This is a genomic window from Actinomadura pelletieri DSM 43383 (assembly GCF_003634705.1).
Taxonomy (GTDB): Bacteria; Actinomycetota; Actinomycetes; order Streptosporangiales; family Streptosporangiaceae; genus Spirillospora; species Spirillospora pelletieri.
The window spans coordinates 1,052,400-1,075,640 of sequence record NZ_RBWU01000001.1 but is presented as its reverse complement, the minus strand read 5'-3'; the positions used below and the strand labels follow the sequence as shown (position 1 = coordinate 1,075,640).

At 69.4% G+C, this 23,241-nt stretch carries 21 protein-coding genes and 1 pseudogene; 14 read left to right on the top strand and 8 right to left on the bottom strand.

Annotated features, from left to right (window positions below; genetic code table 11):
- Positions 1 to 3: 3 nt before the first annotated feature.
- From BZB76_RS04940 to BZB76_RS04925, 4 genes are all read left to right on the top strand, one after another.
- The gene (locus BZB76_RS04940; protein ID WP_121433050.1) at positions 4 to 450 is read left to right on the top strand and encodes a heat shock protein transcriptional repressor HspR; all 447 of its coding nucleotides are present in this window, start codon (positions 4 to 6) and stop codon (positions 448 to 450) included.
- Between the two features lie 63 nt (positions 451 to 513).
- The gene (gene clpB / locus BZB76_RS04935; protein WP_121433049.1) at positions 514 to 3,111 is read left to right on the top strand and encodes an ATP-dependent chaperone ClpB; all 2,598 of its coding nucleotides are present in this window, start codon (positions 514 to 516) and stop codon (positions 3,109 to 3,111) included.
- Between the two features lie 131 nt (positions 3,112 to 3,242).
- A complete protein-coding gene (locus tag BZB76_RS04930; RefSeq protein ID WP_121433048.1) occupies positions 3,243 to 4,154 on the top strand; it encodes a DNA-processing protein DprA in 912 nt (303 codons plus the stop codon).
- A 163-nt stretch (positions 4,155 to 4,317) separates the two neighbouring features.
- Positions 4,318 to 4,902, top strand: a complete 585-nt coding sequence (locus BZB76_RS04925) for a hypothetical protein (RefSeq protein ID WP_147449319.1) — start codon at positions 4,318 to 4,320, stop codon at positions 4,900 to 4,902.
- 123 nt (positions 4,903 to 5,025) lie between these two features.
- Here the strand turns inward: BZB76_RS04925 and BZB76_RS04920 are convergent.
- The 4 genes and pseudogenes from BZB76_RS04920 to BZB76_RS04905 all read right to left on the bottom strand — a co-directional run bounded on the left by BZB76_RS04920 (position 5,026) and on the right by BZB76_RS04905 (position 6,993).
- Positions 5,026 to 5,393 (bottom strand): annotated as a pseudogene (locus BZB76_RS04920) (hypothetical protein).
- A 19-nt stretch (positions 5,394 to 5,412) separates the two neighbouring features.
- Positions 5,413 to 5,811 carry a roadblock/LC7 domain-containing protein gene (locus BZB76_RS04915; RefSeq protein ID WP_246006755.1) on the bottom strand — a complete coding sequence of 133 codons (399 nt, stop codon included), beginning with the start codon at positions 5,809 to 5,811 and terminating at the stop codon, positions 5,413 to 5,415.
- A 59-nt stretch (positions 5,812 to 5,870) separates the two neighbouring features.
- Positions 5,871 to 6,542, bottom strand: coding sequence for a DUF4388 domain-containing protein (locus tag BZB76_RS04910; protein ID WP_121433045.1), 672 nt, complete (start codon positions 6,540 to 6,542; stop codon positions 5,871 to 5,873).
- Positions 6,532 to 6,993, bottom strand: coding sequence for a roadblock/LC7 domain-containing protein (locus BZB76_RS04905; RefSeq protein WP_246006754.1), 462 nt, complete (start codon positions 6,991 to 6,993; stop codon positions 6,532 to 6,534). The genes BZB76_RS04910 and BZB76_RS04905 overlap by 11 nt, the downstream gene beginning before the upstream one ends.
- Before the next feature lie 196 nt (positions 6,994 to 7,189).
- On the opposite strand from BZB76_RS04905, the gene BZB76_RS04900 reads away from it, so the two are divergent.
- From BZB76_RS04900 to BZB76_RS04885, 4 genes are all read left to right on the top strand, one after another.
- Positions 7,190 to 8,218: an SDR family oxidoreductase gene (locus BZB76_RS04900; RefSeq protein WP_121433044.1), complete on the top strand. Its 1,029-nt coding sequence runs from the start codon at positions 7,190 to 7,192 to the stop codon at positions 8,216 to 8,218.
- Positions 8,175 to 9,803 (top strand): alkaline phosphatase D family protein, encoded by a 1,629-nt coding sequence (locus tag BZB76_RS04895; RefSeq protein WP_121433043.1) that lies wholly within the window; start codon positions 8,175 to 8,177, stop codon positions 9,801 to 9,803. Before BZB76_RS04900 ends, BZB76_RS04895 begins: the two co-directional genes overlap by 44 nt.
- 340 nt (positions 9,804 to 10,143) lie before the next feature.
- Entirely contained in the window at positions 10,144 to 11,406 is a 1,263-nt protein-coding gene (locus BZB76_RS04890) for an NYN domain-containing protein (protein ID WP_121433042.1), read from the top strand.
- Between the two features lie 80 nt (positions 11,407 to 11,486).
- Positions 11,487 to 12,131: a tetratricopeptide repeat protein gene (locus tag BZB76_RS04885; RefSeq protein ID WP_246006753.1), complete on the top strand. Its 645-nt coding sequence runs from the start codon at positions 11,487 to 11,489 to the stop codon at positions 12,129 to 12,131.
- A gap of 412 nt (positions 12,132 to 12,543) precedes the next feature.
- Here the strand turns inward: BZB76_RS04885 and BZB76_RS04880 are convergent, their stop codons facing one another.
- Positions 12,544 to 13,062: a hypothetical protein gene (locus BZB76_RS04880; protein ID WP_121433040.1), complete on the bottom strand. Its 519-nt coding sequence runs from the start codon at positions 13,060 to 13,062 to the stop codon at positions 12,544 to 12,546.
- Positions 13,063 to 13,098: 36 nt separating this feature from the next.
- Between BZB76_RS04880 and pyrE the strand changes: the two genes are divergently transcribed.
- A complete protein-coding gene (pyrE, locus tag BZB76_RS04875) occupies positions 13,099 to 13,635 on the top strand; it encodes an orotate phosphoribosyltransferase (RefSeq protein ID WP_121433039.1) in 537 nt (178 codons plus the stop codon).
- Positions 13,636 to 14,132: 497 nt separating this feature from the next.
- Here pyrE and BZB76_RS04870 read toward each other — a convergent pair whose 3' ends face one another.
- Both BZB76_RS04870 and BZB76_RS04865 read right to left on the bottom strand, forming a co-directional pair.
- A complete protein-coding gene (locus BZB76_RS04870) occupies positions 14,133 to 14,534 on the bottom strand; it encodes a hypothetical protein (protein ID WP_246006752.1) in 402 nt (133 codons plus the stop codon).
- A 63-nt stretch (positions 14,535 to 14,597) separates the two neighbouring features.
- Positions 14,598 to 15,323 (bottom strand): DedA family protein, encoded by a 726-nt coding sequence (locus BZB76_RS04865; RefSeq protein WP_121433037.1) that lies wholly within the window; start codon positions 15,321 to 15,323, stop codon positions 14,598 to 14,600.
- 231 nt (positions 15,324 to 15,554) lie between these two features.
- On the opposite strand from BZB76_RS04865, the gene fbaA reads away from it, so the two are divergent.
- The 3 genes from fbaA (at position 15,555) to BZB76_RS04850 (ending at position 19,499) form a co-directional block, all read left to right on the top strand.
- Positions 15,555 to 16,577, top strand: coding sequence for a class II fructose-bisphosphate aldolase (gene fbaA / locus BZB76_RS04860; protein WP_121433036.1), 1,023 nt, complete (start codon positions 15,555 to 15,557; stop codon positions 16,575 to 16,577).
- Between the two features lie 254 nt (positions 16,578 to 16,831).
- A complete protein-coding gene (locus tag BZB76_RS04855; RefSeq protein ID WP_121433035.1) occupies positions 16,832 to 18,469 on the top strand; it encodes an RNA polymerase sigma factor in 1,638 nt (545 codons plus the stop codon).
- A 139-nt stretch (positions 18,470 to 18,608) separates the two neighbouring features.
- Complete coding sequence (locus BZB76_RS04850) at positions 18,609 to 19,499, top strand: intradiol ring-cleavage dioxygenase (RefSeq protein ID WP_121433034.1); 891 nt, start codon at positions 18,609 to 18,611, stop codon at positions 19,497 to 19,499.
- Between the two features lie 524 nt (positions 19,500 to 20,023).
- Here BZB76_RS04850 and BZB76_RS04845 read toward each other — a convergent pair.
- On the bottom strand, positions 20,024 to 20,575 hold the full coding sequence (locus BZB76_RS04845) for a CGNR zinc finger domain-containing protein (protein ID WP_121433033.1): 552 nt from the start codon (positions 20,573 to 20,575) through the stop codon (positions 20,024 to 20,026).
- A gap of 67 nt (positions 20,576 to 20,642) precedes the next feature.
- Here BZB76_RS04845 and BZB76_RS04840 point away from each other — a divergent pair, with 67 nt between their 5' ends.
- On the top strand, positions 20,643 to 21,548 hold the full coding sequence (locus tag BZB76_RS04840; protein ID WP_121433032.1) for an alpha/beta fold hydrolase: 906 nt from the start codon (positions 20,643 to 20,645) through the stop codon (positions 21,546 to 21,548).
- A gap of 636 nt (positions 21,549 to 22,184) precedes the next feature.
- Positions 22,185 to 23,240: an ABC transporter substrate-binding protein gene (locus BZB76_RS04830; protein ID WP_121433031.1), complete on the top strand. Its 1,056-nt coding sequence runs from the start codon at positions 22,185 to 22,187 to the stop codon at positions 23,238 to 23,240.
- Position 23,241: the final 1 nt, after the last annotated feature.

The window sequence follows — 23,241 nt, the reverse complement described above, 5'->3', positions numbered from 1 at the left end:
CCAATGAACCCCTTCGGCGACGACACTCCGGTCTACGTGATCTCGGTCGCGGCGCAACTGTCGGGGCTGCACCCGCAGACGCTGCGCACCTATGACCGGATGGGCCTCGTCTCCCCCGGCCGGACGGCCGGCCGGGGCCGTCGCTACTCGATGCGCGACATCGTGATGCTCCGCGAGATCCAGCGGCTCTCGCAGGAGGAGGGCATCAACCTGTCCGGCATCAAGCACATCCTGGAGCTGCAACGCGACAACGTGCGGCTCCGCGAGGAGCTCGCCAAGGCGCACGCCGCGCTGGACGCGCTCGCCAACGAACTCGAATCGACCCGTTCCGTCGCGGCGCGTCTGGCGCAGCAGCGCAGGCGCGGGGAAATGGGCGGCACGCCCGGTGCCGACCTGGTGCCGATCAGGCACACCAGCGTCGTCGTCTGGCACGAACGGAACCGGGACTGAGCACATGGCCGTCGCGGGGGCCGGCAGGTCGGCCCCCCTGAATGACACGGGGGTGTGGGGACGATGGACTACAAGCTGACGCAGAAGAGCCAGGAAGCGCTGTCGGTCGCGATCCGGCGGGCCGCCGCCGAGGGGCACCCCGAGGTGGAGCCGCAGCACCTGCTGGTCGCGTTGATCGCCCTCACCGACGGCACGGCGGTGCCGCTGCTGGAGGCCGTCGGCGCCGACTGGAAGGCGATCCGCCGCCGCGCCGAGGAGCAGCTCGCCGCGATGCCGAAGGCGCAGGGCTCCACGGTCGCGACACCGCGCATCTCGGGCCGGCTCACCAGGTCGATCAACACGGCGGCGAACCGCGCGCAGCAGCTTGAGGACGACTATGTCTCCACCGAGCACCTGCTCGTCGGTCTCGCGGCCGACGGCGGCCCGGCCGCGGGTCTGCTGAAGGAGTTCGGCGCCACGCCCCAGGCGTTGCTGGACGCGTTCGAGAAGGTCCGCGGCCACGCCCGCGTCACCAGCGAGAACCCCGAGGGCACCTACCAGTCGCTGGAGAAGTACGGCGTCGACCTGACCGCCGCCGCCCGCGACGGCCGTCTCGACCCGGTCATCGGACGCGACTCGGAGATCCGGCGCGTCGTCCAGGTGCTGTCCCGCCGGACGAAGAACAATCCCGTCCTGATCGGTGAGCCCGGCGTCGGCAAGACCGCCGTCGTCGAGGGCCTCGCGCAGCGGATCGTCGCGGGCGACGTGCCGGAGTCGCTGCGCGGCAAGCGTCTGATCTCTCTCGATCTCGGTGCGATGGTCGCGGGCGCGAAGTACCGGGGCGAGTTCGAGGAGCGGTTGAAGGCCGTCCTGCACGAGATCAAGGAGAGCGAGGGGCAGGTCGTCACGTTCATCGACGAGCTGCACACCGTGGTCGGCGCGGGCGCGGCCGAGGGCGCGATGGACGCGGGCAACATGCTGAAGCCGATGCTGGCCCGGGGTGAACTCCGCATGATCGGCGCCACCACCCTCGACGAGTACCGCGAGCGCATCGAGAAGGACGCCGCCCTGGAGCGCCGTTTCCAGCAGGTGTTCGTCGGTGAGCCGACCGTCGAGGACACCATCGCGATCCTGCGCGGGCTCAAGGGCCGGTACGAGGCCCACCACAAGGTCCAGATCAACGACTCGGCGCTCGTGTCGGCCGCGACGCTGTCCGACCGGTACATCACCTCACGCTACCTCCCCGACAAGGCGATCGACCTCGTCGACGAGGCCGCGTCCCGGCTCCGCATGGAGATCGACTCCCGTCCCGTGGAGATCGACGAGCTGCAGCGCAACGTCGACCGTCTCAAGATGGAGGAGATGAACCTCTCCAAGGAGACGGACGAGGCGTCCAGGCAGCGTCTCGAACGGCTCCGCGCCGACCTCGCCGACAAGCAGGAGCACCTCACCGGCCTCGTGGCCCGCTGGGACAAGGAGAAGGCGGGCCTCAACCGCGTCGGTGAGATCAAGGAGCGGATCGACCAGCTGCGCGGCGAGGCGGAACGCGCCCAGCGCGACGGCGACCTCGAAACGTCCGCCCGCCTCACCTACGGCGAGATTCCGGCCCTGGAGAAGCAGTTGGAGGAGGCCTCCGAGGCCGCCGAGAACCGCGACCCGATGGTGAAGGAGGAGGTCGGCCCGGACGACGTCGCCGACGTGGTCGCGTCCTGGACGGGCATTCCCGCCGGACGTCTCCTCGAAGGCCAGACCGCGAAGCTGCTGCGCATGGAGGAGGAGCTCGGCAAGCGCCTCATCGGCCAGGAGACCGCCGTGCGCACCGTGTCGGACGCGGTCCGCCGCGCCCGCGCGGGCATCTCCGATCCGGACCGTCCGACCGGCTCGTTCCTGTTCCTGGGCCCCACCGGCGTCGGCAAGACCGAGCTGGCGAAGGCGCTCGCGCAGTTCCTGTTCGACGACGAACGCGCCATGACCCGCATCGACATGAGCGAGTACGGCGAGAAGCACAGCGTCGCCCGCCTGGTCGGCGCGCCGCCCGGCTACGTCGGCTACGAGGAAGGCGGTCAGCTCACCGAGGCGGTCCGGCGCCGCCCGTACTCGGCGGTCCTGCTGGACGAGGTGGAGAAGGCCCACCCCGAGGTGTTCGACCTGCTGCTCCAGGTCTTGGACGACGGTCGCCTCACCGACGGGCAGGGCCGCACGGTCGACTTCCGCAACACGATCCTGATCCTCACCTCGAACATCGGCTCGCAGTTCCTCGTCGACCCGACACTGGAGAACGGCGCGAAGAAGGAGGCGGTCTGGAACGCCGTCCGTAACTCCTTCAAGCCGGAGTTCCTGAACCGGCTCGACGACGTCATCCTGTTCGACGCCCTGTCCACGACCGAGCTGACCCGCATCGTCGACCTCCAGGTCGACAAGCTCGCCGACCGCCTGGCCGACCGGCAGCTCACGTTGATCGTGACGCCCGCGGCCCGCGAGTGGCTCGCCCTGACCGGTTACGACCCCCTGTACGGGGCGCGGCCCCTGCGGCGGCTCGTCCAGACCGCGATCGGCGACCAGCTCGCCCGGCAACTCCTGTCCGGCGACATCCGCGACGGCGACGAGGTCGTCGTCGACCTCGACGAACCGTCCGACAAACTCACCGTGACCCCGTCCACCACCGTCACCTTTGCAAAGTGACCTGCTCGCCCGCCGTTTGAGTTCGACCGTCGGGGCCTGTGTGGCAGATACTCGGCGTGAGATACTCGAACTTCAGTTCGAGGCGAGAGGTGGATGTGGAGATGTCGAGATCACCCTCGTACTCTGGCGGCATGGACACGGTCGGCGCGGAGGAGCGAGCGGCCCTGGTGGCGCTCCTCCAGGTCCGCCCACAGGGTCTTCCCTGGGGTGAGATCACCGCGAGAGTGGTCGAAGTGGGCAGTGCACTCGACGTGTGGGATCGTCTCGTCCCTCCCACTCTGGTGGAGGCTCCCGGGGAGTCGAGTCCGCTGGAGGCCGCCGCCCATGACATCTCCGTCTGGACCGACCAGGGGCACACAGTGCTCACCGTGCTCGACGACCGGTACCCGGAACGGCTTCGCGAGGTTCATCAGGCCCCTCCCGTGCTCTTTGCGCGCGGCTCGCTGCTGCCGGACGACACCGCCGTTTCGGTCGTCGGGTCCCGGGCGGCCTCCGAACACGGCATGGAGTTCGCCGCGAGCGTCGCCAAAGATCTGGTTCATCGGAAGGTCACGGTCCTGGCGGGTCTCGCGGCCGGTATCGACACCGCTGCCCATCGCGCCGCGCTCGATGCCGGCGGACGGACGGTAGCCGTCATCGGAACGGGCATCAACAAGGTATATCCGGCCGCGAACAAAGAGCTCCATCGTGAGATCTCGGCCCGAGGTCTGCTGCTTTCACAGTTCTGGCCCGACGCGCCGCCACAGAAGCACACGTTCCTGATGCGTAATGCGACCATGTCAGGCTACGGAATGGCGACGGTCGTGGTAGAGGCGGGCGAGCACAGCGGAGCCCGCACCCAGGCTCGTATGGCGGTGGAGCACGGTCGGCCGGTCATACTGACGAACATGGTGGTCAGAGCCAACGCCTGGGCCCGTGCGCTTGTCGGCCGTCCGGGAGTGCACACTGCGGGCACCGTCGACGACGTGTCGAAAATCGTCGATGACCTCGTGAAACGAGAGTCAGTCCTGGAAGACGACCTCCGGCGATTGGTGTCCCCGTAACATGCTGGGTCCTACTGTCGAGAACCGTCTACGCACGGCGTTGATCAGTTCGGCCGGAGGCTTTCTCCGCAATCCGGTTCGGCGGATCCATGTGACATGCGATGTCTGTACGACACCGGTGGAGAACCGCTATGCGCTCTGTTACCCGTGCAAGCAGTATCGGATGCAGGATGGGACGGCTGACCGCGTCGCACCCATCACCTACGCGGTGAAGCAGCAGCAGTCCGGCTATGTCATGCACGGATACAAGGCTCGTCCTCCCGTAAACGCCCATTACCGCCTGGTGAGCATGCTCATGTTGTTCAGCCTGTCGAGACACGGCGCCTGCGCGGGCAGATTAGCTCGAACTCCGCTCACCCACTGGGCATCCGTGCCGTCCCTACCCGCGAAACCCTACGAGCACGCCCTGCACCGCATCGTGGCCGGATCGGCCCCCGGGGCCGAGATCAAACTCAGAGCCGCCCCGAAAGCACCCAACCCACGCGCCCTCGACGCGTCCCACTTCACTGCCGAGACCGCCCTTCCGCCCGACTCGCACGTCCTGCTCATGGACGACACCTGGGCCCGAGGCGGACATGTGCAGTCGGCCGCGCTGTCGTTACGGAGAGCCGGAGCGAGTACGGTCTCCGCTCTTATCGTCGCTCGCTGGATCAGGCGTGACTACGGGGAGAACGCCGGTTTCCTCAACGGACTGCCTGACTTCGATCCGGACATCTGCCCTTGGACCGGCGGCTCCTGCCCCTCCTGATCGCGTTCTGCCGACCAGGGTGCCTGCGATCCTCAGGCCCGAGGTGGCGGCGGTAAGACCCCAGCCGGGTGGGTCGGCGCCCCTGCACCGGCCCACCCGTCCTGCCACGTGTCGGCGCCAGGGTCAAACCTCGATGTTCTCCTCGATGTCGCGGAGGCGGTGGCGGGCGAGGGCGAGGTTGGCGCGGGCGCGGTCGAGGGCCAGGTAGAGGAACAGGCCCTTGCCCTTGCGGTGACCGGCCGGATGACGTGGTACTGGGAGGAGAGGCTGATGAGGATGTCCTCGATGTCCTCCTTGATGCGGAGCTGCTCCATCGTCCGGACCTTCGCGCGGACGACCTCGGTGTTCCCGGCGGCGGCGATCTGGAGGTCGAGGGCCTTGGAGCCGCCGAGGTGTCCGAGGGCCATGCCACTGTCGTAGTCGACGACGGCGGCGCCGAGGGCTCCGTCGACCGTCATCATGTCCTTGAGGGTCAGATCCAGGTTGGCCATGGGTCTCCTTCGGTTGTCGTTACTTGCGACGCGTGTCTGTGAGGAGGGCGGCGATGGCGCGGGCGGTGGGGCGTGACTCCAGGTGGAGCCGGCCGACGTTGACGGTCGGGGCCGCGAGGACGGTGAGGGACGCGACCGGACCGGCGGCGTAGATGACGACGTAGCCGTCCACGCCGCGTATCACGACCTCGTGGAAGGCGCCGCCGTGGGCGGTGTGCGCGATGCGGTGGGCGAGGGACAGGCCGGTCGCCGTCACGGCCGCCATCCCGGACGGTTCGACGGGCGCGGGCAGGTCGTGGGCGATGAGGAGCCCGTCGGCCGACGCGACCAGGCTGCCGGTGAGCTGCGGGACGCGGGTTCGCAGCGTCCGCAGTTCCGTCACCACGGGCACCTGCTCCGCCGCCGCTCGTTCCGTCACCTTCGTCAGCCTTTCGATCCAACGTTTCACCGGTCGGCCGGTCCCTCGACCGGGGGTGCTCAGCATGGGCCGAGTTCGACGAGCGCCGTCCTGAGCCGGTCGAGCAGCTCGTGGTCGGGTGGCGCCCACTCGGCCGGGATCGCGGGTCGAGGAGGCGGGGGGCCGGACGCCGGGCGCGGGACGGTGTGGATCAGGGACGCGGCGGCGAGACCGCGGACGGCGAGGAGGCAGGCGAACGCCGTCCGACCGAGGTGGCGGGCCAGTTCCGCCGGGGTGCGGCGCCCGTCGGCGTTGATCAGGATCTCGGTCTGGACACCGGTCAGGATGACCCGCTGCCGCCGGACGCGCCGTACCGGAACGACGGGCTCGACGTCGACGCGGTCGTCCGGCCAGGCGGCGTCGAGTCGGGCGCGGCGCCGGTCCCGCTCCCGCACGAGCGTCGCGACGGAGATCCGCTGGTCGGCGCCGTGCGGCGGTCCCTCGGTGAACACCGGTCCGGCCGTCGAGCCGAGGAGGAAGTAGGCGGCGTCGAACATCGCGAGCAGCGCGGGCAGGTCGGAACCGGACGGGTCGGAGCCGGACAGGTCGTCCAGGCCGGGCGCGTGGCGGCTCTCCGCGTGGACGACCGCGCCGTTCTCGACGCGGAACGCGCCGTCGTCGCCGACGCGCAGCAGCCCGGTGCGCCTTTCCGACTCCAGGGCGGCGAGGACGCCGGGAATGTCATCGGTCATGGCGACCGTCCGTTATTTCCTGGACGAGCCGATGCATCTGGAGCCGGGCGAGGGCGAGATTGCCGTTTTCGCGATCGACCAGCAGATGGACGAAGAGATGCCCGTCGAAATCGGCTCCGGTGAGGACCAGAAGGTGATATCCGCCGGTGCCGGAAACAATGATCTCCTCGATGTCGTCGCCCGTCGGGGTGGCGCTGAGCGCCGGTGACGCCAGCACCGCCCGGACGACATCGGTCGCTCCGGCGGCGTCCTCGTGCTGGTCAACGAGGTCTTCCCGGCCCGCCGCCGCCACGGCGAGCCCGCTGGCGCAGTCGATCAGGGTCGCCCGCCGGGCACCCGGAATCGTCATCATCCGCGCAAGGCAGTCGTCGATGAGCAAGCCCATGTCCCCACCGAAAAGAACTGAGAGTTGCAAGAAACCCCACCATAGCCAGAACAGCGCCGCCCGCATGACCAAACGACTAAATGAATTGACAAATCCTGAGTGGGGTATAAATACCGTTCCGTATGCCGACTGGTCGGCACGTTATTCGACGAATCACCACTTACAGGACAGATCGGGGGAGGATTCTCACCCCGAACGGAGAGCGTTCCGCCGTTGGCGCAGCGATCTACCGTACGTAACGTACGGACTGTACAGTTCCTCCATGAAGATTCTGCTGCTGGGTGGAACCGAGTTCGTCGGCCGCGCCGTCACCGAGGAAGCCCTCGCGCGCGGCTGGGACGTGACCGTCTTTCACAGGGGACGCCACGAGCCGCCCCAGGGCGCCACCTCACTGCGCGGCGACCGTACCGCCGAGGACGGTCTCCGTGCGCTCGCGACCGACGAGGCCTGGGACGCGGTCATCGACACCTGGTCCGCCGCACCGTCCGTGGTCCGTGACGCCGCGCGTCTCCTGTCCGGACGCGTCGGACGCTACGTCTACATCTCCAGCCGATCGGTCTACGTCTTTCCCGAGCCGGACGGGCTCGGAGAAGACGCGCCCGTGGTGGACGGCTCCCCCGACGACGGCGATGTCGACTACGCGGCGGCGAAGCGCGGAGCGGAACTGGCGGCGGTCGATGCGTTCGGCGACCGGGCTCTCCTGGTGCGAGCGGGACTCATCCTCGGCCCGTACGAGAACATCGGACGGCTGCCCTGGTGGCTGACACGGATCGCGAAGGGCGGCGAGGTACTGGCACCCGGCCCACGCGACGCCGGTTTGCAGTACATCGACGCACGAGACCTGGCTACATGGACGCTGAACGCCATCGAACAAGAACTCGGCGGCCCGTACGACATGGTGAGCCCACCCGACCACACGACGATGCGGGAGCTGCTCGAAGCGTGCATCCAGGTGACAGGCTCGGACGCGGAGCTGGTTTGGGCGCCCCCGGAAACCATCCTGGAGGCAGGTATCGCGCCGTGGACCGATCTTCCGATCTGGCTTCCGCCCGGAGACGCGTACGACACCATGCATCAGGGAAACGTGACCAAGGCGCTTTCTACCGGATTGCGTTGTAGACCCGTCCAGGAGACGGTGACGGACACGTGGGAGTGGCTACAGTCCATCGGTGGCCGGGCACCTCAGCGTCCCGACCGCCCGGCCGTCGGCCTGGACGCCGAAACCGAGGCGAAAGTACGGTGCCGCTGTGAGAAAGCTCGTGCTCGGGCCGCATCTTCGACACGCCAGTGACCGCACCGCGACGATCTGGGTGGAGACCGACCGTCCATGCGAGGTCCGGGTCGTCAACCATGAGCAGGGCCTGGACGCGGGCGCCCGCACGTTCACCGTGCACGGGCACCACTACGCGGTCGTCGAGATCGACGGGCTCTCACCCGGGGCGCGCATCCCTTACGAGGTCGTCCTCGACGATGAGACGGTCTGGCCGGAGGAAGACAGCGAGTTCCCGCCGTCCCAGATCAGAACCCTCACCCCCGACGACGGACTGCGAATCTCGTTCGGCTCGTGCCGCCGTTCACCCGGCACGGTCGAACAGTTCGGACATGACGCGCTCACCGCGTTCGCGCGGCGGCTCCGTACCGGCGGCGACTCGGTCGAATGGCCCGACGTCCTGCTGATGGTCGGCGACCAGGTCTACGCGGACGAGCTGACCGACCCGATGCGCGAGTTCATCAAGAGCCGCCGCGCCGCGGACGAGCCGCCCATCGACGAGGCCGCCGACTTCGAGGACTACACGTACCTGTACAAGCTGGCCTGGTACGACGATCCGGAGGTGCGGTGGCTGCTGTCCACCGTGCCGACCTTCACCGTCTTCGACGACCACGACATCCGGGACGACTGGAACACCTCGTACGCGTGGCGCCAGGAAATGTGGTCACAGCCCTGGTGGAAGTCCCGCATCACGGGCGGGATCGGGTCGTACTGGATCTACCAGCACCTCGGGAACCTGTCACCGCGGGACCGCGCGTCCGACCCCACTTACAAGGCGGTGCGGGAGGCGTCCGACAGTGCCGGTGACGCGGGCACCGTCCTGGACGAGTTCGCCGAGAAGGCCGACAAGGAACCGGCCGGCACCCGCTGGAGCTACGCGCACGACTGGGGCGGGACGCGCCTGATCGTGGTCGACAGCCGCTGTTCGAGGCTCCTCACCGCCGACCGTCGAGGCATGTTGGACGACGACGAGTTCCGCTGGCTGAACGAGCAGTGCCAGGGCGGCATGGACCATCTGCTCATCGCGAGTTCCCTGCCCTACCTGCTGCCCCTGGCGATCCACCACGCCGAGTCGTGGAACGAGGCGATGGCCGGCGGCGCCTGGGGGAAGGCCGCGGCCCGGCTCGGCGAGAAGATCCGGCAGGCCGCCGACCTGGAGCACTGGGCCGCGTTCCAAGAGTCGTTCCGTGACCTGGCCGCCGGTGTCGTCGCCGTCGGACGCGGCGAACGAGGCCCCGCACCGGCCAGCATCTCCTTTCTGTCCGGTGACATCCACTACTCGTATCTGGCCAGGGTCACCAAGCCCGCCACACAGTCGAAGGTCTCCCAGATCGTCTGCTCACCGCTACGGAACCCGCTCGTCGGCAAGTTCCGGTGGGCCAACCGCATCGCGTACGCCAAGATCACGGGTGGGCCGTTCCGCGTCCTGGCCAAGCTGTCGAAGGTGCCCGTCCCGCCGATCCGGTGGCGGATGACGGACGGACCGTGGTTCGACAACGCCATCGCGACCGTCCATCTGACGGGACGTCACTGCGACGTGCGTTGGGAGTCACCGAGAAACGGCGGCAGGCTCGACGACATGGGCCGCGCGAACATCACCGGCTGACCGGAACGGGACGTGCCACCATCGGCCACACCCGCGCCACGACGACCGCCTTGGACGGTTGAAATCCAGGTCGCGCGCACCCCGGAACTGGGCCACGGACCTGACTGTTCCTGTAAAGATCATGGGGAAGTCGAGGGCGAAGCCCGCGCGGCTGGTAGCGTCCGCCGCGGCCACAGATCTCGTTACAGGAGAATCGCCAACCGGCGCCTTTCCGTGAAAGAGTGGCGAATCGCCGTATTGGTCTACCGGGTTGACGCGCTTCACTACGCTATAGGCGGCCCGGGACACTACGCCGGATGGGCAGGCCGTGAACTCCCGTGTAGAGGAAGGGCGGTGTCGCATGGATCGCTGCGCGCTGTTCGTAGACGCCGGCTACCTGCTGGCCGACGGCGCGATGGCGGTGCATGGCACACGTCATCGCGAGACCGTCTCGTGGGACTTCGGTGGCCTCCTCCAACTCCTCGGCGAGCTGGCCAGGGAACGCACCGGTATGCCCCTGTTGCGGTGCTACTGGTACGAGGCGACCGTCGAGGGCCGCCGCTCCCCCGAACATGACGCGCTCGCCGACCTGCCGGGCCTCAAACTGAGACTCGGCCGCATCCGGCCAGGTCGCCGTGAGGGCGTCGACGCCGAGATCCGCCGCGACCTGATGACGCTCGCCCGCAACGGCGCGCTGACCGACGCCGTCCTGGTCAGCGGCGACGAGGACCTCGCCCAGGTCGTCGCCGACGCCCAGGACTTCGGCGTCCGCGTCACCGTCGTGCACGTCGCCGTCGACGGCAACTGGACGATCTCCCGCGTGCTCCGGCAGGAATGCGACGACCTCATCGAAATCGGCTCCGGCCACCTACGCTCCTACGTCAACCTGCTCACCGGAGTCGACGGCGCCGGAGCGGGTCCCCTGTCCAACGGCCACGGCCCCAACGGGCACGGCGCCACCCTCGGCACGCTGCAACCGGCCGTCAACAACGGACCTCCGCCCTCGTCCCCGATCGGCGGACGGCCACCGGCGACGACCGGCGCCCCGTCCGTCCGCGACCTCGGCCCGGCCATGGGCGGCGGCGCCGGCTCCCTCAACCCGGGGACGACCGGCAACACCGGCGTCGCGACCGGCCCGATGCAGCTGTCCGGCGGATCGACCTACGGCGGACAGCAGCCCCCGCTGCAACCGACGTCGGCGCCCGGACCGTCCACCACCCAGTCCCCGGCCCCCGCGGAGCCACCGAGCCTAGGCTCGCAGTACAACCCGTCGCCCGTACCGGCGCCGTCCCCGCCGCCACCGCCCCAGACGATGCAGCCGCAGGGCCCCTACACCGGTCCGCAGCAGGTCTCGCCCGCCCCCGTCCAGCAGAGCACGCCGACGCTCGCGGACGCCGTCAAGGCCGCCCACCAGGAAGGCCAGGACTTCGGCGAGTCCGTCGCCAGGGACGCCCCCGCGCTGTGGCTGGAGGCCGTCCTCGCCCGCAAGCCGCGGATGCCGTCCGACCTGGAGGCACGCCTCCTGCAAGGCTCCTCACTCCCGATCGACTTCCTCCTGCACGACGAGGTCCGCCACGCGCTGCGCCGCGGATTCTGGGACGCCCTCGAACGTTCCCGCAGGTGAGCCGACAGGTACGCACCGGTATTCCACGATCATCAGTGATTCGCCCGCTTCGGTCGCGCGACGACGGGTAGCGTTGAAGCGTGACGCATGTGACGGAAGACGATCTCGACGACCTGGAGTTCGACACCCTGCGCACCGGCGATCACATCTCGGCGGCCCGCAGGCTGTCCGAGCTGGCCGAGTCGGTGTCGGGCGGAGTGTCACGCGCCAACGTCCTGCTGCGCGCGGGCGAGCAGTGGCAGCACGCCGGCGACCACCGCAGGGCCGCCGAGCTGTACCGCAAGGCCATGGAGGACGGCGGCGAGACCTACGGCGACCCACGCGCCTACCTGGCCGACGCGCTCTTCGAATTGGACCGCGCCGACGAGGCCCGCGCCCTGGTCGAACAGATCCGCGCGGACCGTCCCCGCGACCCCGAGGTCTACCGCACCGTGGCCGAGGTCCTCTACGCCCAGGGCGACGCGACCGGCGCCCACGAATGGGCCACCAGCGGCGCCGACGTCATCCTCGCCCTCCGCGACCGCGCCGTCGGCACCGGCATCGGCGGCGGCCCGGACGAACCGCCCACCCCCGAGGCCGACACCCTCACCCCCGGCCCCGACGACGTGGCCATCGCCGAGGACAGCCTGGAGGCCCTCCTCCGCCTCCGCTACCGCGCCCGCATAGACCTGGGCCGCAGCGAAGACGACTACGACGCCCTCCTGGACGACCTCCTCAAAAACTGAAGCGACCCAGGGGCCGTGTTAGCCCAGGAGGGCCCCTGCAACCGCGTCGCGACACAGGCGATCGCCATACCGCCGGCACGGCCCGGCATGCCCGCACCGGACGTGCGCAGCGTCGCCGCAGTCACCCACGTCGACGATTCGCGCAACCTCCAGCGCCAGGGCGCCTCGTTAGCACAGCAAAGCCAACCCCCTGCAACCGCGTCGCGACACAGGCAATCGCCATACCGCCGGTACGGCCCGTCATGCCCGCACCGGACGTGCGCAGCGTCGCCGCAGTCACCCACGTCGACGATTCACGCAACCTCCGGCGCGCGAGCCGTGGGGTGGCTGAGGTTCGGGTCCACGTGGCGTGAGAGTGAGTCGTCCAGGGGCGGTGGGCGGGGACGTGTGGCGGCAGGTCGTGTGGGTGGGGTTAGAGGGAGGTGAGGAGGTTGTTCAGGGATTGGGGGAGGGGGGTTGGGGGGTCGGGTTCGGTGGTCTGCCAGCCGCGGAGGCGGGCCTCTCTGATCGCCTGGTCGTGGTCGGGGGCGGTGGCGCGGTCTTTATGGGTACGGAGGTAGCCGCAGGGCGCCTCCGGCCAATCTGGGGGCATGGGGAGGTCGTTCTCGGGGTCCGGGTGGCGGCCGAGGCGGGGCAGGTCGGCGTCGATGAAGATGTAGGCGGCGATGGGACGGTGTGCGGCGCGCTGGGCGAGGGCGATGCCGGGAAGGAGGGGGCCCGCGGCGCCGTGTGCGGCCAGGGCGAGCGGGGGTGCGGGGTCGGTGGCGGTGATGGTGAGCGAGGCGCGGGCGATGTAGCGGGGGCCGGTGGCGTCCGGGACGTCCGGTGCGATCACGTCCAGGCCGTATGAGCGGAGCATCTCGGGCAGATCGCCCCAGGCGGCGGCGGTGGCGTTCGGTTCGTGCAGCAGGATCAGGGTTCCCGGCCTCATGCGGGCACCGTACCCGGGGCCGCATAGGGTCTTCACGTGAGCGATCGTGATGAGCTGCTGCGGATGATCAAGGACAGGGCCGTGGTGCACGGGGACTTCGTGCTCTCCTCGGGGCGCCGGGCGTCCTGGTATGTGGACCTGCGGCGGGTGACGCTGGCCGGGACGGCCGCGCCGCTGGTGGGACGGGTCATGCTGGACGAGACCGCCGACCTGGACTACGACGCCGTCGGCGGGCTCACGCTCGGCGCCGACCCGGTGGCGACGGCGATGCTGCACGCGGCGGCGGCCCGCGGGCGGGAGCTGGACGCGTTCGTCGTCCGCAAGGAGGGCAAGGCGCACGGGTTGCAGCGCCGCATCGAGGGCCCGGACGTCGCGGGACGCCGGGTGCTCGCCGTGGAGGACACCTCGACGACCGGCGGCTCCGTCCTCACCGCGGTGGAGGCGCTGCGGGAGGCGGGCGCGGAGGTCGTGGCGGTCGCGACGATCCTGGAGCGCGGCGCGGCCGCCCGGATCGCCGAGGAGGGCCTCGTCTACCGCCACCCCTACGACGTGGCCGACCTCGGCCTCGACTAGCACGCGTCCCAACGTGGCCTCGGTCCCGCACGCGAGCGCGTGATCGCGCGTTGAAACGATGCCGCAGGCCAGCGGAGCCGGGCCGATCGCCGAGCGAACCCGCGTCCGCCCATGGGCGGTCACGCAGTAGGCCGCCAGGTGACCGAAGCGGGCCGGGACCGCGAAAGGCCAGGCGTGTTTCGATGTGGCCTCAGCCCGCACGCGAACGCGTTACCCGCCCGGTGCAGCGACGCCGGAGGCGAGCGGAGCCGGGCGGATCGCGAAGCGATGCCGCGTTCGCCCCAGGAACGGTCACGTAGCGAGCCGCCAGGCGAGCAAAGTGGGCCGTTCCTGCAATAAAAACAGCCTCAGCCCGCACGCGAACGCGTTACCCGCCCGGTGGAGCGAAGCCGAAGGCGAGCGGAGCCGGGCGGATCGCGAAGCGATGCGCGTTCGCCCCAGGAACGGTCACGTAGCGAGCCGCAAGGCGAGCGCAGTGGGCCGTTCCTGCAATAAATTCAGTCGCGGGCGTTCACGAACCAGGTGGCGCGGCGGCCCTCCGGCTTGGCGGGTTGCACCTGGCCGTAGATGACGACCTGGAGCGCTCCGCCGTTGGCGGCGACGACCTGGAGGGGCGCCACCTCGTACTGGCGGGTCTCGCCCGAGCCGAGGACGCCCTTGGTGAGGATCTTCCCGCGGGTCCCGGCGACCTGGACCAGGACGTTCGTCGCCTGGCCCGTCACCCGGATGACCAGGGGAACGACCGTCGCCTGCGTCTTCGAGATGTCCGCGGACGGGGTGTCCTCGATGGACGGTGAACTCGCCGACGACGGGCCGGTCTTCTCGGGCTCGCCGGTCACCGCGTTGACCAGGGCCACGCCGCCGCCGATGAGAAGGGCCAAAGCGGCCGCGACGGCCAAAGCCGCGATCAGTATGCGCGCGAGACCCCTAGGGTCCGACCGATGACGTCCCACATGGGGAGGTTAGCGATAACTGTCACCGCTGAGCGACGGACGTGACTCTTCGGGGCCATTCTTATTCGGACCCTGGTCCGCTTTGCGGCCCTTCAGGACTTCCCGGACGATCGGGATGACCGACAGGATGAGGATCACCGCGACCCCCGGCAGGATGAAACGCTCGATACCGGGCACCTCGGCGCCGAGGAAGTGACCGATCAGGAACAGGCTGTCCGTCCAGAGGACGGCGCCGATGCAGTTCCAGATGAAGAAGCGGCGCGTGTCCATGCCGAGCATCCCGGCGAGCGGGTTGAGGAACGTCCGGACGATCGGGATGAACCGCGCCAGAACGACCGCCTTCGCCGGGCCGAACCGGTTGAAGTAGTACTCGGCCTTCTCCACCCACTCGTGCTTGAAGATCCTGGAGTCGGGTCTGTCGAACAGCTTGCGTCCGTAGCGTGCGCCGAGGAAGTGCCCGAGCTGGGCTCCGGCGATGGCCGCGACGGGCCCGCCGACCAGCAGCCAGGGCAGCGACAGCGGCTGGAACTCCTGCCCGTTGATGGTCGAGACCGCCGTGAGGATCCCCGCCGTGAACAGCAGCGAGTCGCCCGGCAGGATGCAACCGAACAGCAGTCCGGTCTCAGCGAAGATGATGGCGAGGACGCCGATGGTCGCGAAGGTGCCGAACAGTTCCAGCCACGCGGTCGGGTGCAGCCACTCGGTGATGCTCAGAGGCAGGGTCAAGAGATCCACCCAGCGAGCGTACCTTTCCCCACGCTCCGATTAGGCGGGATACTGGGCGAGGACGGCACGCCCGGCCCGGATGACGTGACCAGGGCCCTCACCCTGGGTAGGCGGACGTCCGGGTGCTACCGCCCGCTGGTTCGCCCGGCGGCACATCTGAACACCTCCGGCCTTGTGTCAGGGAGGCTCCGGCGGCGAGGCCGGATGGAGGGTTCACTCCGTATGAAAGGACGCTGACCAATGCCCATCGCAACGCCCGAGGTCTACGGGGAGATGCTCGACCGAGCGAAGCAGGACGGCTTCGCGTTCCCCGCGATCAACGTGACGTCCAGCCAGACGCTGAACGCCGCGCTGCGCGGTTTCGCGGAGGCCGAGAGCGACGGGATCGTGCAGGTGTCCACCGGAGGAGCCGAGTACCTGTCCGGTTCCTCGGTCAAGGACATGGTCGTGGGCGCGACCGCGCTGGCCGAGTACGCCCGGGTCGTGGCCGACAAGTACCCGGTGAACATCGCCCTGCACACCGACCACTGCCCGAAGGACAAGCTGGACGGCTTCATGCGTCCGCTGATCAAGATCTCGCAGGAGCGGGTGGCGCGCGGTGAGGAGCCGCTGTTCCAGTCGCACATGTGGGACGGGTCGGCCGTCGAACTGCACGAGAACCTGCAGATCGCCGCCGAGCTGCTCGACGAGTGCGCCAAGGCCCGGATCATCATGGAGATGGAGATCGGCGTCGTCGGCGGCGAGGAGGACGGCGTCGCCAACGAGATCAACGAGAAGCTGTACACGACGCCGGGCGACGCGCTCGCCACCGCCGAGGCCGTCGGCGTCGGCGAGAAGGGCCGGTACATTCTCGCGGCGACGTTCGGGAACGTGCACGGCGTGTACAAGCCGGGTTCGGTGAAACTGCGGCCCGAGGTGCTCAAGGAGATCCAGGACGCGGTCGGCGCCAAGTACGGCAAGGAAAGGCCGTTCGACCTGGTCTTCCACGGCGGTTCCGGTTCCACGCTGGAGGAGATCCGGGAGGCGGTGTCGTACGGCGTCATCAAGATGAACATCGACACCGACACGCAGTACGCGTTCACCCGTCCGGTCGCCGACCACATGTTCCGCAATTACGACGGTGTGCTGAAGGTCGACGGCGAGGTCGGCAACAAGAAGCAGTACGACCCGCGCTCGTGGGGCAAGGCGGCCGAGGCCGCGATGGCCGCGCGCGTCGTCGAGGCATGCGAGAACCTGCAGTCCGCGGGGCGGAAGCTGAAGTAACGCCACGTGATCGCGTCGGCCCACCGGGACGGTTTCCCGTGGGCCGACGCCGCCGGGCTGACTCGATTCTGACGCTGAGTCATGACACCGATGTTGATCACAGAGAGAAGCGACATCTCACCCTGAGGTCACCTTAATGGTGATTTCCTCGCATCTTGTGGTGCGAGTGGGGTTCTTGGGTGTATGTAGGGTGAGCCGATTGTCCGGACGATCCCCATGTGGACGGACACTCCATGCCGGTCCCGGGAGCGTGAATGCCCAGGTTGTCGCCCTACGCAGACGCGTCCGACCGGATATTGGTCAAGGGACTGCACGACGGCGACGACAGGGCCCTCGCGGCACTCTATGACCGGTACGGCGAGCGCATTTATGACTACGCCCTGTCAATGTCCGGTGATGAGAAAGTCGCGGCGGACATCGTCCATGACACGTTCATCGACGCGTGCCGCCGCGCGCCCCGGATGCGTGACCACCTGTACCTGAGTTCCTGGCTGTACGGGGCGGCCCGCCGCCGCTGCATCCGGCGCGGCCGGGCCAAGCACCTTTTCTGGGATCGGGACGCCGAGTTCTCCGACGTCCCGCTCCTCACCGACGCCGAGCCGGACGCCCCCGCCCCCGACTGGCCGCCTTTCGACGAACTCCACGGCCTCCTGCGCGCCTGCCTGGCCCGTCTCACGCCCGCCGAGCAGGAGATCATGCTGCTGGCGTTCCGCCACGGGCTGCGTCCCGCCCGCCTCGGCGCGACGCTCGGCCTGTCGTCCCGGCGCGCCGCGACACGGGTCCGCCGCGGGCGGGCGAACCTCGAGACGGCGCTGCGCAAGGAGATCTCCCGCGCCGACCGGGCCTGCGCGTCCGCCACGAAGGCCGAGGACGTCCCGGAGGAGCCGCGCTCCACGGCCGTCGCCGTCCTGGCCGCCCGCGCCCCGGCCAAGAAGGAGGCGGAGCCACCACCCGCCACCGAGCCACCGGGCGGCAGAAGGCCCCCGGACGCGAACGAGCCGCCCCCCACAGACCCGTCCACGGAACAACACGTCGCCGACTGCCCCGCCTGCCTGCGCCGCAGCCGAGTGACCACGGCGGCGCTGCTGAGCCGGGCACCCGCTCCCGTCCTCCCCGCGGCGCTCCGCCACCGCGTCATGCACACCGCGACGGACCCGGAACTCGCCGGATACCGCGCCGACATCGCCGCCCGGGGCGGCACACTCACACCGTCCGGGCTGCCGTCCCAGCCGGACGTCCCGTCGCCGTTCACGAAGCGGTGGCTGTTCACCGGCGGGGCGATGGCGGGCGCGCTCGCCGCCGCGCTCATCGCCGTGTTCTCCATGGGGACGGGAATCGACGGCGACCCGCTCTCGTGGCCGCCGTTCCGCACGGATCCACAGCCGTCCATCACCCACGAGTCACCCCAGGACGGGACGGGCCACGGCAGACCCGCGGCCCGCGCACCCGGCGGCGGACCGGAAGGCGGGCCGGGCTCCGCAGGACCGGGCGGCGCGCCGAATCGCCCCGGCCAATCCCCCGTCGCCCCTCCCTCCGCCGAGAAGCCCGCCGAGAATCCGAGCAGCCCGGCACCGCCCTCGTCCGACCCACCGCCCGCGCGGCCCGGCGTCCTCGTCGTCGGCCCGGGGAAGGTCGAGCTGTACGGCAAGAAGACCGCCGACGTCTTCCTCTCGGCCAAACAGGGACCCGTCCAGTGGACGGTGACGTCGTCGACCGACAACATCGTCCTGTCCAAGACCCGGGGCGACATGCCCGAGAACGGCGAGACCCAGGTGACCCTCACCCTCCGCGAGGCCCTCCTCAGACTCCCCGGACGAGCCACCCTCACCTTCACCGACACCGCCGGCGACCCCCACACGATCGCCGTCGTCTGGGGCGCCAGCCTCCTCTGACCGCCCCCGGAACGTGCCGCCCCGGCGCGCTGACCTCGATCGAAACCTCCCCGGCCGGACGCACAGGGAAAGATGCTCCGCACTTATGCTGCGGACAGTGGCGGGCACACCCGCAGTGGCTAGGGCAAACGGAGCATGTATGGCTGAACGTCACGGAAGCCGGAAACAGGGCACGGAGTTCGAGGGCCGTGCCCTTGCCCGTCCCGACGAGGAACTCGTCGACCAGGGACTCGGCTTCGACCTCGGCACCCTGCTGAATCGACGGCGGATGCTGGGCCTGCTCGGTCTCGGAGCGGCCGGCCTCGGCCTGGCGGCCTGCGCCGGCGACGACAACCCACCCTCCGCTTCGTCCTCCGCGTCGGCGTCGGCGAGCACCTCATCCAACGAGATCCCGGACGAGACCGCCGGCCCCTACCCCGGCGACGGCTCCAACGGACCGGACGTCCTGGAGCAGAGCGGCATCATCCGCAGCGACATCAGATCGAGCTTCGGCACGGCGAACGGCACCGCCGAGGGCGTGCCGATGACGATGGAACTGACCATCTCCGACCTCGCCAAGAACGCCGCGCCGTTCGCGGGAGCGGCCGTCTACGTCTGGCACTGCGACCGCGACGGCGCCTACTCCATGTACTCCGAAGGGGTCGAGAAGGAGAACTTCCTGCGCGGCGTGCAGATCGCCGACGACTCCGGAAAGGTGAAGTTCACCAGCATCTTCCCCGGCTGCTACCCCGGACGCTGGCCGCACGTCCACTTCGAGGTCTACGCCACCCAAGCCGACATCACCGACGCCACAAAAACGATCGCCATCTCGCAACTCGCCCTACCGAAGGACGTCTGCGACAAGGTATACGCACAGCAGGGCTACCAGCGATCCCTCCAAACCCTCGCGGGAATCACCCTGGAAACCGACCTCATCTTCAAAGAGGACAAGGCCGCCCACCAACTGGCCACCGTCACCGGCGACGCCACCGGCTACACCGCCGCACTCACCATCGGCATAGACACCCGAACCACCCCCACTGTGTTCTAGCAGGACCGGCCCACTTCGCTCGCCTAGCGGCTCGCTACGTGACCGTTCCTGGGGCGAACGCGACATCGCTTCGCGATCCACCCGGCTCCGCTCGCCTCCGGCTTCGCTGCACCGGGTGGGTAACGCGTTCGCGCGCGGGCTGAGGTCACCTCGAAGCAGGCCCATGCTTTTTCGTAATCCCGGCCCAACTCGCGCTGCGTGACCGGGCCTGGACAAACGCCGCGTCGCTTCGCGATCCGCCGGTTTCGCTCGCCTCCGGGGTCGCTGCACCGGGCGGGTCACGCGCTCGCGCGCGGGCTGAGGTCACCTCGAAGCAGGCCCATGCTTTTTCGTAATCCCGGCCCAATTCGCGCTGCGTGACCGGGCCTGGACGAACGCCGCGTCGCTTCGCGATCCGCCGGTTTCGCTCGCCTCCGATATCGCTGCACCGGGTGGGTCACGCGTTCGCGCGCGGGGCCAGGTCACGTCGAAGCGGTCCTGCTACTACGGCCGCGTTCGCGGCGGTGCCTAGGGGCGGGTCTTCGTCAGGATCTGTGGCGGTGGTAGTGGCGGGCTACGCGGGTGCGGTTGCCGCAGCGGTCGGGGGAGCACCAGCGGCGGCGCGGGTGGGCGGGTAGGAAGAGGAGAACGCAGTCGTCCGCCTCGCACTGGCGGATCTTGGTGACGGCCGGGTCGGTCAGCAGCGCGGCGGTCTCCTCGGCGAGCCAGGCCGTCAGTTGGGCGGCGGGTGTGCCGATGCGGTGGCGGGCCGCGGTGAGTGCGGAGCCGTTCCAGCTCAGTTCGGTTATGGCGGGGGCGGCCTGCAGCGTCTCGTTGAGGGCCTTCAGGTCGTCCGCCGGTGGTGGCGTGCCGTGGCGGGCGTGGTCGATCAGGCGGGACGTGTGTTCGCGAAGTCGGCGTATGGCGGCCAGATCGGCGTCGGCGCGCAGGGCGTCCACCTGGGGGAAGCGGGTGGCCTCCAGGCGCAGCCATGTGCGCAGGTCGTCGGTGGTGGTGAGGAGGTCTCCCACGGCGGTGCGGGTGTTCACCAGGTCCAGGGCGGGCGGTTCCCCGATCAGCGGAACGAGGTCACTCATGGACTAATGCTACATGGAGGTGATGATGCGTTAGGCTAATGCTTCAGATCGAGTGAAAGGCATTAGGATGCTTTCTGTTGCCGCCCGTATCGTTCACCGGCACCTCGACGTCGACGGGGTCCGCGTCTTCTACCGCGAATCGCTGCCCGAGCGGCCGGACGCACCCGTCGTGCTGCTGCTGCACGGCTTTCCGTCCGCGTCGCACCAGTTCCGGCGGCTCATCGATGCGCTCGGCTCCCGCTACCGGCTGATCGCGCCCGACTATCCCGGGTTCGGGCACACCGAGGTGCCCGCCGGGTTCGTCTACTCCTTCGACCGGCTCGCCGATGTCACCGAGGGGTTCGTGCGGGGGCTCGGTCTCGAGCGCTTCGTGATGTACATGTTCGACTTCGGCGTCCCGGTCGGCTTCCGGCTCGCCGAGCGGCGTCCGGAGTGCATCGCGGGCCTGATCGTGCAGAACGGCAACGCCTACGAGGAGGGCCTGTCGGACGCGGCCCGCGAGTTCATCGCGTTGCGTCCCGGCACGCCGGGCGCGGAGGAGACGATCCGCGCGCTGCTGACGCCGTCCGGCACGCGCGGCCAGTACGAGACCGGCGTCACCGACCCGGAGTCGATCGCGCCCGACGGCTGGACGCTCGACCAGCACTTCCTCGACCTTCCCGGACGCAAGGAAGCACAGGTCGCGCTCGCGTTCGACTACCACTCCAACGTCGAACGCTACGACGCCTGGCAGGCCTGGCTGCGCGAGCACACTCCGCCGACGCTCATCGCCTGGGGCGCCCGCGACCCGTTCTTCCCGGCGCCCGGCGCCCACGCGTATCTGCGTGATCTCCCCGCCGCCGAGCTTCATCTGTTCGACACCGGCCACTTCGCCCTCGAAGACCACCTGCCGCAGATCGCCCCCCTGATCGCCGACTTCACCGACCGGATCTGGAATCGGCGCGACGCGGCCACCGGAACGCCGGTCGCCTGACCCGGGGGTGGCCCGTATGCCTCGGGGCTCGTCGCACGAGGCCGGAGCTCATCGTGGCGGCCCGCCTGTCCCGGTTCGGTGAACGGGCTGCGTCCCCGCTCGGACCTGGGTGTCGGCGGCGCCGTCCGACCGCGCGCTCGTCGGTCGGGAGGCGCTCACGCGGTGGCTTCCTCCCGCGGGCAGGTTCGAGCGGTTCGACGCGCGTCCCGGATGCCGGCCCACGCCGACGCGTCGGGCAACGCGACCGAGGAGTCCGGCGGAGCCGTGAGCGTGATCCGGACGATCAACGCGGTCGACGTCGGGACGCGGCCCGGCGGCCCTGTCGGTCCGTGCCGGCCGTTTGTGGGGGGCGGGTAGCGTTCTAAGCGGTATCGGCGCTGGTCAGAGGCGTGTTGTGCAATGCAAAATCATGTGTTGCAAATCTGGCGTCAGGCTCGGTGACGGTCATAACCTCCACGGCAAGGGCGGGAAAGCCCGGTAATCAGGTGTTTGGACGCGTTCGTCCGGATCCCTGGTCGCCGGGCTTCACCCCGGGGACGGCGCCGGACGGTGTCGTGACCCGCGTGACCTCCGAACATCCCGCCCGGAACGCCCGGGGCCCGTAGCGGGTCCCGGACAGTCACGAGGAGCACCCCCATGATCGGTAGGTTCACGCGCGCCGCCGTGGCCGTTACGGCGCTCGGCGCTCTGACCGCCACCGCCGCGTGCGGCGTCGACTCCGGCGACAAGTCGTCGTCCGGGGACGGCGGCGGCAAGTCCAAGGCCCTGAAGGTGGGCTGGTCCACGATCTACCTCACCCCGTCGTGGATGCAGCAGACCGACAAGATGATCAAGGACGATGTCGCGAAGCTGAAGGGCGAGGGCAAGATCGCCGACTATCAGGTGTTCAACGCCAACGGCGACACGTCCCAGCAGATCGCCCAGATCCGGGCCATGATCCAGCAGAAGTACGACGTGATCCTGGTGGACGCCGGATCGTCCACCGCGCTGAACCCGGCCATGGAGCAGGCGGTCAACGCGGGCATCACCGTCGCCAACTTCGACAGCCTGGTCACCTCCGAGAAGGTCGTGCGCGTCGGCACCGACCAGAAGGAGTGGGGCCGGATGATGGGGCAGTGGCTCGGTGAGAAGCTCGGCGGCAAGGGCAAGATCATCGCGTTCAACGGCCCGGCGGGCGTCGCGGTCAGCGAGGAGCGCTGGCAGGGCGCGCAGGAGGCGCTGAAGAAGTTCCCCGACATCAAGGTCGCGGCGAACGTGCACAGCGAGTACAACCTGGCGCCCGCGGCCCAGGCGTTCGCGTCGGCGTACTCGGCGAACCCCGATATCGACGGCGTGTTCTCGCAGGGCGGGGCCCTGTCGGCGGCGGCGCTGCAGACGCTGGTCAAGCAGAAGAAGAAGATGGTCCCGATCACGGGCGAGAACTACAACGGGTTCCTGAAGCTCTGGAAGGAGCAGAAGGCGAACGGGTTCTCGTCCCTGTCGACCGCGCAGCCGAACTACCTCGGCGTGATCGCGCTGCGGGCGGCGGTGGCCAAGGCGGGCGGGGCGACCGTGCCGAACCAGATCATGGTCCCGCTGCCGAAGATCACCGACGACACCCTGGATCAGTACGTCAAGGCGGACCAGCCGGACGACTCGTACCCGATCCAGCCGATGCCGCAGCCCGAGATCGACAAGCTGATCGGTCAGTAAC